General features: G+C 59.3%; 16 protein-coding genes and 1 pseudogene. 6 read left to right on the top strand and 11 right to left on the bottom strand.

Annotated elements, in window-relative coordinates; genetic code table 11:
- Together ACTJJ6_RS23380 and ypfH are read left to right on the top strand one after the other, a co-directional pair.
- The coding region (locus ACTJJ6_RS23380) for a GNAT family N-acetyltransferase (RefSeq protein ID WP_440827447.1) at window positions 1–695 on the top strand (695 nt) is incomplete at its 5' end.
- A gap of 120 nt (window positions 696–815) precedes the next feature.
- Window positions 816–1,505, top strand: coding sequence for an esterase (gene ypfH, locus ACTJJ6_RS23375; RefSeq protein ID WP_143779301.1), 690 nt, complete (start codon window positions 816–818; stop codon window positions 1,503–1,505).
- Window positions 1,506–1,535: 30 nt separating this feature from the next.
- Here ypfH and ACTJJ6_RS23370 read toward each other — a convergent pair whose 3' ends face one another.
- The 5 genes from ACTJJ6_RS23370 to ACTJJ6_RS23350 all read right to left on the bottom strand — a co-directional run bounded on the left by ACTJJ6_RS23370 (window position 1,536) and on the right by ACTJJ6_RS23350 (window position 4,710).
- Window positions 1,536–1,721: a YpfN family protein gene (locus ACTJJ6_RS23370; RefSeq protein ID WP_004941720.1), complete on the bottom strand. Its 186-nt coding sequence runs from the start codon at window positions 1,719–1,721 to the stop codon at window positions 1,536–1,538.
- A 2-nt stretch (window positions 1,722–1,723) separates the two neighbouring features.
- A complete protein-coding gene (locus ACTJJ6_RS23365; RefSeq protein ID WP_016926744.1) occupies window positions 1,724–2,398 on the bottom strand; it encodes a M15 family metallopeptidase in 675 nt (224 codons plus the stop codon).
- Complete coding sequence (gene dapE / locus ACTJJ6_RS23360; protein ID WP_016926745.1) at window positions 2,395–3,522, bottom strand: succinyl-diaminopimelate desuccinylase; 1,128 nt, start codon at window positions 3,520–3,522, stop codon at window positions 2,395–2,397. Before dapE ends, ACTJJ6_RS23365 begins: the two co-directional genes overlap by 4 nt.
- Window positions 3,519–3,905 (bottom strand): ArsC family reductase, encoded by a 387-nt coding sequence (locus ACTJJ6_RS23355; RefSeq protein WP_004941730.1) that lies wholly within the window; start codon window positions 3,903–3,905, stop codon window positions 3,519–3,521. Before ACTJJ6_RS23355 ends, dapE begins: the two co-directional genes overlap by 4 nt.
- Before the next feature lie 253 nt (window positions 3,906–4,158).
- Window positions 4,159–4,710, bottom strand: coding sequence for a LuxR C-terminal-related transcriptional regulator (locus ACTJJ6_RS23350; protein WP_004941733.1), 552 nt, complete (start codon window positions 4,708–4,710; stop codon window positions 4,159–4,161).
- A gap of 546 nt (window positions 4,711–5,256) precedes the next feature.
- Here ACTJJ6_RS23350 and ACTJJ6_RS23345 point away from each other — a divergent pair.
- Window positions 5,257–5,667 carry a GNAT family N-acetyltransferase gene (locus ACTJJ6_RS23345; protein WP_049300039.1) on the top strand — a complete coding sequence of 137 codons (411 nt, stop codon included), beginning with the start codon at window positions 5,257–5,259 and terminating at the stop codon, window positions 5,665–5,667.
- Between the two features lie 7 nt (window positions 5,668–5,674).
- On the opposite strand, the gene ACTJJ6_RS23340 is transcribed toward ACTJJ6_RS23345, so the two are convergent.
- Complete coding sequence (locus ACTJJ6_RS23340) at window positions 5,675–6,106, bottom strand: GNAT family N-acetyltransferase (protein WP_004941740.1); 432 nt, start codon at window positions 6,104–6,106, stop codon at window positions 5,675–5,677.
- 9 nt (window positions 6,107–6,115) lie between these two features.
- Window positions 6,116–6,595, bottom strand: a complete 480-nt coding sequence (locus ACTJJ6_RS23335) for a tetratricopeptide repeat protein (protein WP_016926749.1) — start codon at window positions 6,593–6,595, stop codon at window positions 6,116–6,118.
- A gap of 216 nt (window positions 6,596–6,811) precedes the next feature.
- On the opposite strand from ACTJJ6_RS23335, the gene ypfM reads away from it, so the two are divergent.
- On the top strand, window positions 6,812–6,871 hold the full coding sequence (gene ypfM, locus ACTJJ6_RS23330; protein ID WP_100396732.1) for a protein YpfM: 60 nt from the start codon (window positions 6,812–6,814) through the stop codon (window positions 6,869–6,871).
- A 126-nt stretch (window positions 6,872–6,997) separates the two neighbouring features.
- On the opposite strand, the gene acrD is transcribed toward ypfM, so the two are convergent.
- Complete coding sequence (gene acrD / locus ACTJJ6_RS23325; protein ID WP_440804450.1) at window positions 6,998–10,135, bottom strand: multidrug efflux RND transporter permease AcrD; 3,138 nt, start codon at window positions 10,133–10,135, stop codon at window positions 6,998–7,000.
- Between the two features lie 292 nt (window positions 10,136–10,427).
- Here acrD and ACTJJ6_RS23320 point away from each other — a divergent pair, with 292 nt between their 5' ends.
- The gene (locus ACTJJ6_RS23320; RefSeq protein ID WP_016926751.1) at window positions 10,428–10,706 is read left to right on the top strand and encodes a winged helix-turn-helix domain-containing protein; all 279 of its coding nucleotides are present in this window, start codon (window positions 10,428–10,430) and stop codon (window positions 10,704–10,706) included.
- Window positions 10,707–10,738: 32 nt separating this feature from the next.
- Here the strand turns inward: ACTJJ6_RS23320 and ACTJJ6_RS23315 are convergent, their stop codons facing one another.
- Both ACTJJ6_RS23315 and narQ read right to left on the bottom strand, forming a co-directional pair.
- On the bottom strand, window positions 10,739–11,371 hold the full coding sequence (locus ACTJJ6_RS23315; protein WP_004941753.1) for a response regulator: 633 nt from the start codon (window positions 11,369–11,371) through the stop codon (window positions 10,739–10,741).
- A 161-nt stretch (window positions 11,372–11,532) separates the two neighbouring features.
- Complete coding sequence (gene narQ / locus ACTJJ6_RS23310; RefSeq protein ID WP_016926752.1) at window positions 11,533–13,209, bottom strand: nitrate/nitrite two-component system sensor histidine kinase NarQ; 1,677 nt, start codon at window positions 13,207–13,209, stop codon at window positions 11,533–11,535.
- Window positions 13,210–13,567: 358 nt separating this feature from the next.
- Here narQ and nudK point away from each other — a divergent pair, with 358 nt between their 5' ends.
- Window positions 13,568–14,143, top strand: a complete 576-nt coding sequence (gene nudK / locus ACTJJ6_RS23305) for a GDP-mannose pyrophosphatase NudK (RefSeq protein ID WP_016926753.1) — start codon at window positions 13,568–13,570, stop codon at window positions 14,141–14,143.
- A 50-nt stretch (window positions 14,144–14,193) separates the two neighbouring features.
- On the opposite strand, the pseudogene ACTJJ6_RS23300 reads toward nudK, so the two are convergent.
- A pseudogene (locus tag ACTJJ6_RS23300) lies at window positions 14,194–14,258 on the bottom strand (transketolase-like TK C-terminal-containing protein); the annotation flags it as partial.

Raw genomic sequence — 14,258 nt, 5'->3', positions numbered from 1 at the left:
AGTCGCTGGCGGCGCATGGCGGCCAGTGGTGGGCGCCGACGCTGCGGTCACGGCGCATTACCCGCATCGCGACGCTGCCGGCGCTGCGGCGGCAGGGTATCGCGCGTCAGCTGGTCGAGCGGCAACGCTGCCAGGCGCAGGGTCTGGACTTCCTGTCGGTCAGCTTCGGCTATACCGAGCCGCTGTGGCGCTTTTGGCAATCCTGCGGTTTCGAGCTGGTGCGCATCGGCAGCAAGCCGGAGGCCAGCAGCGGCTGCTATACCGCGATGGCTATCTTGCCCCTGAGCGAGCAAGGGGAGGCGCTGCGGCATGCGGCGCACAAGCACCTGGCGCGTGACTGGCCCTGGCTGCGGCAGCGTATCGAGCTGACGCTGGCGATCCCGGGCGACGACGGCGATACGTCGCTCGGCGAAGAGGACTGGCGCGAGCTTGCCGGGTTCGCTTTCGCCCATCGGCCGCTGGAGGCCAGCCTGGGGGCATTGCAGCGTTTGCTGTTGGCCAGCAGTCTGCCGCTGTCCGCGCTGCGCGGCCATCTGCAGCGGCGGCAATCCCCGGCGGCCTGCGTGGAGCAGGCGGGCGTAAGCGGCCAGAAAGCCTTGCTGCGCTACTGGCGGCACGAAACGGCGCAGGCGCTGGAACAGCTGAATGCGCAGCACTGCCGCTACTGGCGCGACTGGGCGCAGTCGTTGCAATAAATTGAATAACTCGCTCAATAAAACCCGATTTTCCCGATTTCTCAACGGCGTATAGTCACTGTCAGCGGTGCGGCGGCGACTGTCGCCGCACCAGGTCTGGTTACAACTAAGGAGTCATCGATGAAACATGAGCATTTCGTTGTCCAAAGCCCGGCGACCCCGGCGGCGCAGCTGATCTTGCTGTTTCACGGTGTCGGCGACAACCCGGTGGCGATGGGGGAGATCGGCAGTTACTTCGCCAAAGAGTTTCCTCAGGCACAGGTGGTAAGCATCGGTGGCCCCGAAGCGTTTGGCAACGGCGCCGGGCGCCAGTGGTTTTCGGTGCAGGACGTGACCGAAGAGAACCGCGCGGCCCGCATCGCAGCCGTGATGCCGCAGTTTGTGGCGGTGGTGCGCCATTGGCAGCAGTTGAGCGGCGTAGGCTATGCCGGCACGGCGCTGGTGGGGTTCTCGCAGGGGGCGATCATGGCGCTGGAAGCGTTAAAAGCGGAAACCCGACTGGCCGGGCGCGTGGTCGCGTTCAGCGGGCGTTTCGCCCAGTTGCCTGAGCAGGCTTTCGGCGACAGCGTGGTGCATTTGATCCACGGTGAAGAGGACGCGGTGATCGCGGTGCAGCACGCTCACGCGGCGGCGGAAGCGTTACGGGCCGGCGGCGCCGATTTCACGCTGGACGTGGAGGAAAACGTCGGACACGCAATCAACGAGGGCATGATGAACGCCGCGCTGGAAAGGCTGCATTATTACGTGCCGCAGCGCTACTGGGACGAGGCATTGTCCGGCAAGCGCGGCGAGCTGATCGCCTTTCGCTGAAAACTCAGGGCGCCGATGAGCGCCCTGATGTCATTTCTTTTTCGGCCAGTCGTCTTCGTCATCCCACTGGGCGTTGTTGTCGCGGTGCGGCGGTATCTCCGGCTTGTTGGCCAGATAGCTTTTCACGTCGACGCGGCGCAGTTCCTTGATGCCGCTGACGACCATCCCCACCAGAACCAGCAGGATAATCCACCAGTAATCAGCTAACCATTGCATAGCTACTCCTTTCCTTCACTGCGTATAAAACGCGAAAAAATCGAGGGCAGATGGCGTTCGAGCCATTCGGCACCGGCGACCTCCTTATCATGCCAGGCCGCCAGCAACAGCGCCGGGGTCAGCAAATGTTCGGCCTCTTGCGCCAGCGGCCGGTAGCTCAGATGCCACGGCTCCACCGCCACGCCGCCGCTGTCTTCGGTAAAGGGGCGATAGAAACCGAACTCGGCCATATGCGCCGTCAGCCACTGGTTGAGTGGCGCAAAGTACCCGCCTTCTTCATATTCCCACGGCTCCAGCTGCAGCTTTTGCCCTTCCGGCAACAGCGACGGATCGTACACGTCCAAATCGCTGCCCCAGTGATGGCGGCTGGCGCCAGGCAAGGCTGACCAGCGCAGGATCGCCTCACAGCGCTCGGCGGCGGACAGCGGCGCGACGTCGATCGGTTGGCTGTCCTTATCTAATACTGGCCGCTGGCCGCAGAATTTGCCATTCCAAATCGCCAACTGACGGTCGAAATCGCGGAAGGTACTGGCGGGCTGGAGATCGAATCCCGCCTCACGCGCCGCCTGCTGCATCGCCAGGAAGGCGTTGACCGCCTGCGGCTGCAGGCGGTGGTTGCCGCTCAGCGGCGCCAGGTGTTCGGTTGAGCGGCCGGTGAGCATCTCTGCGTTGATCATGCGACCAATTGCTCCATGATGCGTTGATACATGCGGCTCAGCAGCTGCAGATCCGCGGCGTTGACACATTCGTTGACCTTGTGGATGGTGGCGTTAACCGGCCCCAGTTCCACCACCTGCGCGCCCATCTGCGCGATGAAGCGGCCGTCGGAGGTGCCGCCGGTGGTCAGCAGCTGCGGCGTCAATTCAGAATAGTGCTCGACGGCGTTGACCACCGCATCCACCAGCGCGCCGCGCGAGGTGAGGAACGGTTGACCGGACAGCCGCCATTCGATGCTGTAATTCAACTGATGGCGTTCCAGCAGCTCTTCCACGCGCTGCTTGATCATCGCGTCGGTCAGTTCGGTGCTGAACCGGAAGTTGAACTGCACGTAGAGATCGCCCGGGATCACGTTGTTGCTGCCGGTGCCGGCCTGCACGTTGGCGATCTGCATGCTGGTCGGCGGGAAGAACTCGTTGCCGCGATCCCATTCGATCGCCACCAGTTCATTCAGCGCCGGCATGGCGCGGTGCACCGGGTTGTCCGCCAAATGCGGATAGGCGACGTGCCCCTGTACGCCGTGGATATGCAGGTTGGCGGTGATGGAGCCGCGACGGCCGTTTTTCACCACGTCGCCGACGCGTTCGGTGCTGGACGGCTCGCCGACCAGGCAGTAATCCAGCCGCTCGTTGCGCGCCATCAGCGCTTCGACCACTTTAACCGTGCCGTGAGTGGCGCTGGCTTCTTCATCTGAAGTGATCAGAAATGCCAGGCGGCCCCGGTGATTCGGGTTGGCGGCGACAAAGCGTTCCGCGGCCACCACCATTGCGGCCAATGAGCCTTTCATGTCCGCCGCGCCACGGCCATACAGCATGCCGTCGCGGATCGCCGGTTCAAACGGCGGGTTTTCCCAGCGTGTTTCATCGCCGGTCGGCACCACGTCGGTGTGCCCGGCAAACGCCAGGGTTTGCCCTTCGCCGCGCCAGGCCCAGAAGTTTTGGGTGTCTTCGAAGTCCATGGCTTCGACGGTGAAACCGATCGCCTGCAGACGGTCGATCATCAGCTGCTGGCAGCCTTCGTCATTCGGGCTGAGGGAAGGGCGTTTGATCAACTGCTGGGCCAGTTCGATAACCGGGCAAGTCATACGGCAACCTCGGCGATAAATTGTTGGTAAGCGTCGGCGTTGAAACCGAGCAGAGCGTGGCCGTTGCCGTCGTCCAGCAGCGGACGTTTAATGATTGCCGGCTGCGCCAGCATCAGCGCGATGGCGGCGTCGGCGTTATCACAGGCGTTGCGCTGCGCTTCATCCAGCTTGCGCCAGGTGGTGCCGCGGGTATTGAGCAGCGGCTCCCAACCCAGTTGCGCGACGAAACCGCGCAGTTGCTGTTCGGTCAGGCCGTCGGCGCGGTAGTCGTGAAAATGATAGGCTATGCCTTGATCTTCCAGCCAGCGGCGGGCTTTTTTGATGGTGTCGCAGTTTTTGATGCCGTACATCGTCAGCGTTGTCTGTTGCGGTTTATTTGCCATGGCGTAAAGCTACCTGTCTCGTCGAGTCGATACTGAGCGGCGGGCGCGGTCTTAGGCCTTCTCGCCGCCCGGCGATAGCAGAGATAATGCCAGTAAAGCGGCGGCGAGATCCAGACAACGATGCGCGCGAGAGACGATTGGGCGCCAGGGAGAGAGGTTGGCAAATTGATGAAACGGCGATCTTCGCCGGCGGCGCTGTTAAAAGACGCCGGCGAACGCGTTCTGCCGCCAATGCGGCGCGGGGGAGAGAGAACTAATCTTTATTGATTCTTATGTTTAAACGCTCGGTCAAACACCGTACGCGGGTAATATGCAACAGTGGTTTTATCCTGCTGGTGCCGAGTTTTTTCATGATTCGTGATTTGTAATGATTGGCGGTTTTATTTCTGATATTCATGGCATTGCTGATGTCGGCCAGCGATTTTCCCGTCGACCACTCCGAGAGAAAATGCGATTCGCGCTGAGAGAGTTGCGGCGGCTCGGTATAGTGACTGTAACGCTTATATAAGTCGCCGATCAGGTGGCTGAAGCGGCTCAATGATATAAGGTTTGATAATATAATGGTCTTATTGTCGACAATCACCATCTCATGCAGACAGTCGGTGATAATGATTATTTTGTAGGTATTGGGGTTGGCATATTCATCGCGGTAACGCGCTTCAAAGTTGGCGATGGTGACATCGATAAAGCAGACCCTTCTGCGGCTAAAGCCGGCCGGCGCGCGTTTTTCCGCCCAGGTTTGGTTAATGAGTTGTCGGATGCCGACGGTGGTATAAGCACACTCGCTGAAAATATCAATTTCCATTTTATTATAATCCTTTACTTTTTATTTCCCGGTGAGGATGGCTATCTTAAAACATAAAAAAAGAAATAATCCAAATAATTGCATGTTGAACTTTTCTTGCGCCGCAAATGAATGAGCGTTATCTGGGCGCGAGCTTTGAAGGGAAGGTTATATACTAGCATGATTTATAAAGAGTAAATCTTTTTTTCAACCGAATTTTTAAGCAAGGTAAGGTTAATAGAATAGACATCTTCTATTAATACCGCGGTAATTAAAAGGAATTAACATAGATAAAGGCTATCAAAATATGCAAAATGATCGGTTTTGACGATCATTTAAGGGTGGCTGTTTGGGCTTAACGAATTAATAACTAAGATTTTTCTTGGTTTTATCACGATGAGTGGCTTTATTTTGAACGTCACCAGAGTCGGCGCTGAGGTCATGAAAAAATTAACGTTGAAATTGAGACAAAGATAATTCTAAACAAAGAAACTGCGATGTTTTAAGCTGTAATCAGAGTGTGAACATGGATGATTGATCCGGAGAGCCGGCGAGAAAAAATGTCATATCGAAATTTCCGAGCGGGTAACGCAGGAAATAACGTCCTGTATCGCGGAGGGATTGGATCGTTTTAACGATCAACATATCGGCTACGGCGATCGTCTGCCGCTGGCGGTGGTGGTAAGAGATCCCGACAGTGGGGAAGTTCTGGGAGGGATTACCGGACGCTCATCGTTAGGGCTGCTGTTTCTCGAGCTCTTTTATCTGCCGGAAGCGCTGCGCGGCGCGGGGTTGGGCAGCGAACTGTTGCGCCGTTTCGAGCAGGAAGGCCGCCGGCGCGGTTGCCTTTCCGCCGTGTTGTACACTATCAGCTTTCAGGCGCCGGATTTTTATCAACGGCATGGCTGGCAGCGTATGGGTGAAGTGCCTTGCTTGCCGCCGGGAACTCGCCGTATCTTTATGAGCAAAACCTTGTGATGCGCGTTTAACGCACGTAGCCTCCTTGTTGCAGGCGCTGCAGCGCAGCGCCGTCCGCATACACCATGCCGGTGGTCAAATCGTGAAAGCCGTACTTTTTATAGAAGGCCAGCTTTTCCGGCACCGAATAGATGAAAATCTTGCCGAGCGGCGCCAGATCTTGCATCACCCGATCCATCAACCTGCGCCCCAGCCCTTGTCCCTGAAAGCGCGGATCGATCGCCACGTCCGCCAGGTAGGCGACCGATGTCAGATCGCTGATGGCATGTGCAGTGGCGATCAACTCGTCGCCGATAAAACCCCAATAGCAAAACTGGCTGTGTTGGTAAACGCGCCGCAAGGTGTGCGGATCGCGCTTGCCCAGCCCGGCGGCCTCCAGCAATTCACACAGCCGCTGCCAGTCGATGGCGCGGCGGCTCGGATCGGTGATAATTTCCATCGTTTTCCTCTAACCGATAAGACTGAGATCGGCGGCATAGTGCCGAATGGCGCGTTGATAACCGCGGATGTCGGGGTCTGACGAGGTGTCCGCCAGCAGCAGCAACAGATCGGTCACGGCCCGTTTATTTTCACCCAGGTTGTACAGCGCCATGGCGCGAAACAGCATCAGCTCGTTGGCCTGCGGGAACTCGGCCAGGCCGTCGTCGAAAGCCCGTAGCGACGCCGAATATTCTCCCAGGGCGCGGTAGGTGCTGCCGAGACCCAGCCAGGCCTCGCGGCGCTGGGCGGGCGGCAAATCGCGAGCCAACGCCGCGAGGTAGCAGGGAATGGCCTGTTGCTCCAGGCCCTGTACGTCATACAGGCAGGCCAGCTGAAAGTGCAACATCGCCGCTTCCGGCTCTGCCGTCAGTTGCCTTAGCGCCAGCGCGGTCGCCTCCTGATAGCGGCCCTGCGTTTTCAACTGCGAGAGAGACAAAGAGCTGGACATGATCGACGCTCCATTGGCGTATTTTTATACCTTTTACACGCTACCGCGGAGAAATTGATATCACAAGGGAATAGCGGCACTAAACATTGATCAGATAAATACGAAAATGTGCGCTAAGCCCGGTTTCAGGGCCCGGCATCGTTCCCGTTTCCCTTCACATGGTCAAAAAACAGGCGTAGAATCCGCTTCGTCAAATAATTGAGGTTGTAAAGTATTATGGTTGATCGTGAATTAGGAAACTGGAAAGACTTCATTGATGAGATGTTGGGCAACTGACACAGCGTTGAAGCAGATGGCAAGGTTGAGTCATTGGAACGTCACTGAAACGCCTTGGGAACGAGATTTTCGTTCGAAATAAAGCAGCATCGGTAACCCGACGCTGCTTTTTTTATATCCCGCGGATCAGTCCCCGCTGGCCGGCGTATTGCCTGCCGGATGCGCTTTACCCGGGAAGCGGCGCCGTACCAGCACGAAGAACAGCGGCACGAAGAAAATCGCCAGCAGGGTGGCGGAGATCATGCCGCCCATCACCCCGGTGCCGACCGCATGCTGGCTGCCGGAACCGGCGCCGCTGCTGGTGGCCATCGGCAGCACGCCGAAGATGAACGCCAGCGAGGTCATCAGGATCGGCCGCAGGCGCATGCGGGACGCGTCGAGCGTCGCCGACATCAGATCTTGGCCTTTATGGTTCAGCTCATTGGCGAACTCGACGATCAGAATGGCGTTTTTCGCCGACAGCCCAATGATGGTCAACAGGCCAACCTGGAAATAGACGTCGTTCTCCAGACCGCGCAGCCAGGTGGCGGCGACCGCGCCGATCACCCCCAGCGGCACCACCAGCATCACCGAGAACGGTATCGACCAGCTCTCGTACAGCGCCGCCAGGCACAGGAACACCACCAGCAGCGAAATGGCGTACAGCGCCGGCGCCTGCGAGCCGGACAGCCGTTCCTGATAGGACATCGCCGTCCATTCCAGCCCGAAACCGGTCGGCAGTTGGCTGACCAGTTTTTCCATTTCCGCCATGGCGGTGCCGGTGCTGACGCCGTTGGCCGCCTCGCCGACGATCTCCAGCGCCGAGCTGCCGTTATAGCGCTCCAGCCGCGGCGAGCCGTACTCCCAGTGCGAGGCGGCGAAGGCCGAGAACGGCACCATGCCGCCCGCGCTGTTGCGCACATACCATTTATTGATGTCATCCGGCAGCATGCGGAACGGCGCCGCGGCCTGCACGTAGACTTTTTTCACCCGCCCGCGGTCGACGAAGTCGTTGACGTAGGTCGAGCCCCAGGCGGTGGAGAGGGTATTGTTGATGTCGTCGATCGATACGCCCAGCGCCTGAGCCTTGCGCTGATCGATATCGATTTGCAGCTGCGGGCTGTCGTCCAGGCCGTTGTGGCGCACGCGCGACAGCAGCGGATTTTGCCCGGCCAGCTGCAGCAATTGATCGCGCGCCGCCATCAGTTTGGCGTGGCCGAGCCCGGCGTGGTCTTCCAACTCCATGTCGAAGCCGGAGGAGTTGCCGAGACCGGTGATCGCCGGCGGGCTGCTGGCGATCACCCGGGCTTCGTTAATCTTGTTGAATGCCAGCGTGGCGCGATCGATGATGTCGAACGAGCTGTTGGCGCCCGAGGTGCGCAGGTCCCAGTCTTTCAGCCGCACGAACAGGCGCGCCACGTTTTGGCCGTTGCCGCCGGGCCCGGAGCCGATGATGGCGAACACCGACAATACGTCCTGTTTCTCTTCGGTGAGGAAGTACCGCTCGACCTTTTCCACCACTTTGGAGGTTTGCTGCAGGGTCGAGCCCGCCGGCAGTTGCACCTGCACGGTGAAGATGCCGCGGTCTTCCTGCGGCAGGAACGAGGTCGGCAGCTTGATGAACAGCAGCGCCATGCCGCCGAGCAACAGCAGATAAATCACCATGTAGCGGCCGCTGGCGTGCAGAATGCGCCCCACGCCGCGCTCATAGCGTTCGGCGTTGCGGTTGAACATGCGGTTGAACCAGCCGAAGAAGCCGCGCTTGCCGTGATGGTGCCCTTTGGCGATCGGTTTGAGCAGCGTGGCGCACAGGGCCGGGGTCAGGATCATCGCCACCAGCACCGACAGCACCATGGCGGAGACGATGGTGATGGAGAACTGGCGATAGATGGCGCCGGTGGTGCCGCCGAAGAACGCCATCGGCACGAACACCGCCGACAGCACCAGGGCGATGCCGACCAGCGCGCTCTGGATCTGCCCCATGGATTTGCGCGTGGCTTCACGCGGCGGCAGGCCTTCCTCGCTCATCACGCGTTCGACGTTCTCCACCACCACGATGGCGTCGTCCACCAGCAGGCCGATCGCCAGCACCATGGCGAACATGGTGAGGGTGTTGATGCTGAAGCCGCAGGCGGAAAGGATGGCGAAGGTGCCCATCAGCACCACCGGCACGGCGATGGTGGGGATCAGCGTGGCGCGGAAGTTCTGCAGGAACAGATACATTACCAGGAACACCAGCAGGATGGCTTCCAGCAGCGTTTTCACCACGTCCTTGATCGAGGCTTTGACGAACGGGGTGGTTTCATAGGCCACTTTGGCCTCCAGCCCGTGCGGGAAGTATTGCGACAGCTCGGCGATCTTGTCCTTCACCAACTGGTCGGTTTGCAGTTCGTTGGCGCCGGAGGCCAGCTTGATGTTCATGCCCGCGGCCTGCATGCCGTTGTAGCGGCTGAGGTAGTTGTAGTTCTCGCCGCCCAGTTCGACGGTGGCGACGTTGCCCAGCGTCACCAGCGAGCCGTCCTGATTGACCCGCAGGGTGATCTGGCGGAACTGTTCCGGCGTCTGGAGCTGCGACTGGGCGTTGATGGTGGCGTTCAACGCCTGTTTATCGACCGATGGTGTACCGCCCAACTGGCCGACCGCCACCTGGGCGTTCTGGGATTGAATGGCCTTGACCACGTCCTGGGTCGTGAGCTGGTAGCTGTTGAGCTTGTTGGGATCGAGCCAGATGCGCATGGCGTATTGCGAGCCATACACGTCCATGCTGCCGACGCCGTTGATGCGGCTGAGCGGATCCTGCAGGTTGGAGACGATGTAATCGGCGATGTCCTGCTTGTCCATGCTGTTGTCGGTGGAGACGAACGCCACCATCATCAGCGTGGTGTCGCCGGATTTCGAGACCGTGACCCCCTGATTCTGCACCGCCTGCGGCAAACGTTTGATCGCCGCCTGCAGCTGGTTTTGCACCTGCTGCATCGCCTCGTTGGGATCGGTGCCGGCTTCGAATGTCAGCGTGACGGTCGCCTGGCCGGTATTGGTGCTCTGCGACGACATATACATCATGTTGTCGAGGCCGGTCATATTTTGCTCAATGATTTGGGTGACGGTGTTTTCCAGCGTTTGCGCCGAAGCGCCTGGGTAAGTTGCGCTGATGCGCACGTTCGGCGGCGCCAAATTCGGGTATTGTTCTACCGGTAAAGAAAAAATCGCCAATGCCCCGGTCAGGCAAAGAATAATTGCCAGCACCCAGGCGAAAATCGGGCGATCAATAAAAAAATTGGCCATGCAGCGCGAACCTCGTTATGACTTGTTCTATCTTTAAAACGCATCGGAAATATGCATTTCAGCGGCAGGGAAGGATTCCGGCGCTATTGCACTTTACTCGGGATAGTCGAGGAAAGCGTGGAGAAAAAAAGGAGATAGTGTAAATAACGGTAGCGGAAAACGGCGCGGATGCACCGACGCCGATAATTGGACGCTATTAAGACATTTTTATTACTATCAAAGGCCTTGCGCATCTCTTCGCCGCAGGCAACCGAAAGTAAAAACTGGATTCACCTTACAGCAGGAGCTTGGCATGGGAATTAACCCGGTATTTGCCCGTCGGCTTTATTTATGCTGGCTGATCAGCCACAGTGAACGGCCCAATGTGCCGCGGTTGATGGCGCTGACCGGTTGGCCGCGCCGCACGTTGCAGGATGTGCTGAAGGCGCTGCCCGGCATGGGCGTCGAGCTGCAGTTCGTGCAGCAGGGCGTGCGCAACAACGACGGTTTTTATCAGTTGGAAAGCTGGGGGCCGTTCAACAAGAGCTGGGTGCATCAGCATCATCAGGCGCTGCTCGGCGCCATCGAGTAGGCGGCCCCGGCGTATTGGCCGGGGCGGGGCGATCAGTGGCTTTTGTACTCCAGGTACATCACCGTCGCCGCCACGCGAGAACGCACGTCCAGCTTGCGCAGTATGTTGCGGATGTGCACCTTCACGGTTTCTTCAGAGATATGCAACTGCGCCGCCACCTGTTTGTTGGACAGGCCGCGCGCCACCTCTTGCAAGACGTCCAGTTCGCGTTCGGTCAAGGCGGTGAAGGGATCGCGCTGCTCGCTGCGCGCCAGCAAATAGTCGGCCATGGCGTCGCTGATCACGTTTTGCCCCTCGGCGGCGGCGCTGATGTGTTCCAGCAGCTGCTCCGGTTCACTGTCTTTCAGCAGATAGCCGTCGGCGCCGGCGTCGATCAGCGCATACAGATCGCTGCGCGCGTCGGAGACCGTCAGCACGATGATGCGCGCGTCCACGCCTTCGTCGCGCAGAGCCCGCAGCGTATCCAACCCGGACATGCCCTTCATGTTCAGATCCAACAAGATCACGTCCGGCGCGTGCTGCAGCGCCAGCGCAACCGCCTCGCTGCCGTTGCCGGCCTCCGCCACCACGCCAAATCGCGCATCCAGTCCCAGCAGTTGTTTGATGCCGCGCCGCATCAACGGATGATCGTCAACGATCATGACTCGGTATTGCTTCATCACCATGAAAAATGCTCCCTGTAGCAAGTAAAGCCACTCAAACGCGCCCGGAGGCGTGCTTCACAGTGGGACTGTCTCTTCAAAAATAGCGGCATTCTGCACCGCAAACCTCTCCGGGCGGCCTTCTGCCCGGTGGCAACCGTAACGCAGAGTGAACAGCCGCAAGGTCAGGGCGAGAATGTCAGGCAGACCGCCGTGCCGCCGCGGCTTCTGCGCCGGATGCGCAGCGTTCCTCCCAGTCGCGCCGCGCGTTCGCTCATGATGGTCAAGCCGTAATGCCCTTCCGGTTCTTCCAGACTGGCGATGCCGCAACCGTCGTCGGTAATGCTGAATACGTTGTCGCCTGCGGCGTTGACCTCGCAACACACCGCGATCTCGCTCGCTCCTGCGTGCTTGACGGCATTGAGCACCGCCTCGCGCACGATCTGCAGCGCGTGCACCTGCTGCTGGGCGTTGAGCGCCTGCGAGGGCAGCCGACAGTGTAACTGAATCCGCGCGGGGGTTAGCGCCTTTAATGGCTGCAACAGTTGCTCCAGCGCGGCATTCAGATCCGCCTCCTGAATGTTGAGGCGGAAGGTGGCCAGCAATTCCCTCAGCTGGCGATAGGCATCGGCCAGCGTGCGATCGAAATCGTCGATAATCGTCTGCGCCGCCGGATCGTCGGCGGCGCGCCGGAGCAGCGTCAGCTGGATGCGCAGGAACGACAGCGTCTGCGCCAGCGAATCGTGCAGCTCGCGGGCGATGGTCCCACGCTCTTCCATCAACAGCAGATATTGGTGCTGCTTTTGCGCCCGGTTGAAGTAGACGCCGCGCCCCAGCATGTTGGCCAGGCTCTGCATCAGGTGAGGATGCGGCGGCTGCGCTTCGGGCTGCCATCGCAATTCACCCAACAGTTTATCGCCTTGGGTGATCGGCAGCGCGCTCCAGGTTTGCGCCGGCGCCGGCTCTCCTTCGTTCAGTTGCCACTGACCATGATCGTCCGCCACGTTCAACCGGATGCAGCGCAGTCGTTCGCTTTGGCGCACGATGCGCAGCACATTCTCGAATGCCTGCTGATCGATCTGGCGCACGCTCAGCGCCTGTGAACAGCGATACAGCACCTCCAGCGTTTCGTTGGCCTGCTGCAGGCGCTGGGTTTTTTCCTGCACTTTCAGCTCCAGCGACTGATAGAGCCGGGCCAGCTCGTCCGACATGGCGCTGAAGGTTTGCGACAGCACGCCGAGCTCGTTCGGCAGCGCCACGTCCAGCTGCGGGTGGCGAAAGTCGCGTTGTTGCACGCGCTGGCTGGCGTCGACCAGGTGCTGCAGCGGCGTGACCACCTGGCGGCGCATAAAGCGGATGCAGAACAGCACCAGGCCGATGATGGCGGCGTAACCCAGTACGCTGACGGCGGCCACCAGGGTGAGTTTCAACTCGGAATAACGCTGCAGAGCGGAAACAAAATGATCGACGCGGTTGACGTAGCCGGCGACCTCTGCCCGGTAGGCGGCGGCTTGCCCGTCGCGGATCTGCCGCTCCATCGCTTGCCATGTTCGTTGCAGCGCCAGATAGTGGTTGCGCACCTCGGCCGGGACGTAAAAGCGCGCCAGCTTTTGCAGCGCCGGCGCCTGCAAAGATTGCCGGTACTGCTGCAGGTGCAGCTCCAGCTCCGGGCTCTGTCGGTCGAGATCAAAGGCCAGGCGGTAGCTTTGCATGCGCAGCGAACCGGCGATGTTGATCGCCTCGGCATCGCTCTGGCTGCCGGCGACGGTCGTCAACGCCAACCCGGTGGCGAGCACCGACAGTATCACGATGCCGAACAGCGCCCTGGCCAGGCTGCCGGTCACGGAACGTTTAACAAGCAATCACGGAATCCTTTTCTCTCAGGTGAGGGCTGCGCCAGTTTCATTCGAAAGCAAAACTATAACTTTTGCAACTAAATTGCACCGCGATTTGTATCAAGTTGTCAACAAAACGGGAACAATTGTCGTCGTGTAATCAAATGAATAGCGAAATGCCCGCCGATGTTCAGCCGCCGCCCGGTTTCCACTGAGGATTTGTCTTTGCGGATGCGATTCGTCTGTCAGATTATGCGTCTGCCCACGATGTCTTTTTAATCCTGGTTTGCCCGGAGAGGCATTGTGATTTTTGTTGCAAATCGTCTGCTGCGGCGCAGCGTAATCGCGGTATGATTTTCACGTTGCAACTCAAGGAAAAAGGGTCATGTCGTCGAAAATTGAGAATGTGAAGAAAGAGCTGTTGTCGGACAACTGGTATGTGCTGCACAAGTACACGTTCGATCTGAAACGCAAAAACGGCGGTTCGGTGCAACAGATGCGCGAGGTTTACGATCGCGGCAACGGCGCCACCATTTTGCTGTACAACCGCGCCAAGGGCACGGTGGTGCTGACCAACCAGTTCCGCATGCCGACCTACGTCAACGGCAACGAAAGCGGCATGCTGCTTGAGGCCTGCGCCGGCCTGCTGGACGCCGATTCGCCGGAGCAGTGCGCGCGCCGCGAAGCGGTGGAAGAGACCGGTTTTCAGGTGGGCGAGGTCAAGAAAATCTTCGAAGCCTACATGTCGCCGGGCGGCGTGACCGAGATCGTGCACTTCTTTATCGCCGAATACCATGACGATGAGCGGCGCGCGGCCGGCGGCGGCATTGAAGATGAAGATATCGAAGTGATCGAACTGCCGTTCAGCGACGCGGTGGCGATGATTGCCGATGGCCGCATTAAAGACGGCAAGACCATCATGCTGCTGCAGTATTTGCAGATTCATCGGGTGATGGAATAAAAAAAGCCGGTCATGATGACCGGCTTTTTTATCGGCTTGCGCCAGGCCGCTTACTTCAGCAGCGCCTGCGCCTTCGCCACCACGTTGTCCACGGTGAAGCCGAACTCGGCGAACA

Origin of the sequence: Serratia sp. 22278 (assembly GCF_052045405.1) — a bacterium.
Taxonomy (GTDB): Bacteria; Pseudomonadota; Gammaproteobacteria; order Enterobacterales; family Enterobacteriaceae; genus Serratia; species Serratia marcescens.
Note: the sequence above shows the minus strand (reverse complement) of the source record. Positions and strands in the feature narration are given on the sequence as shown.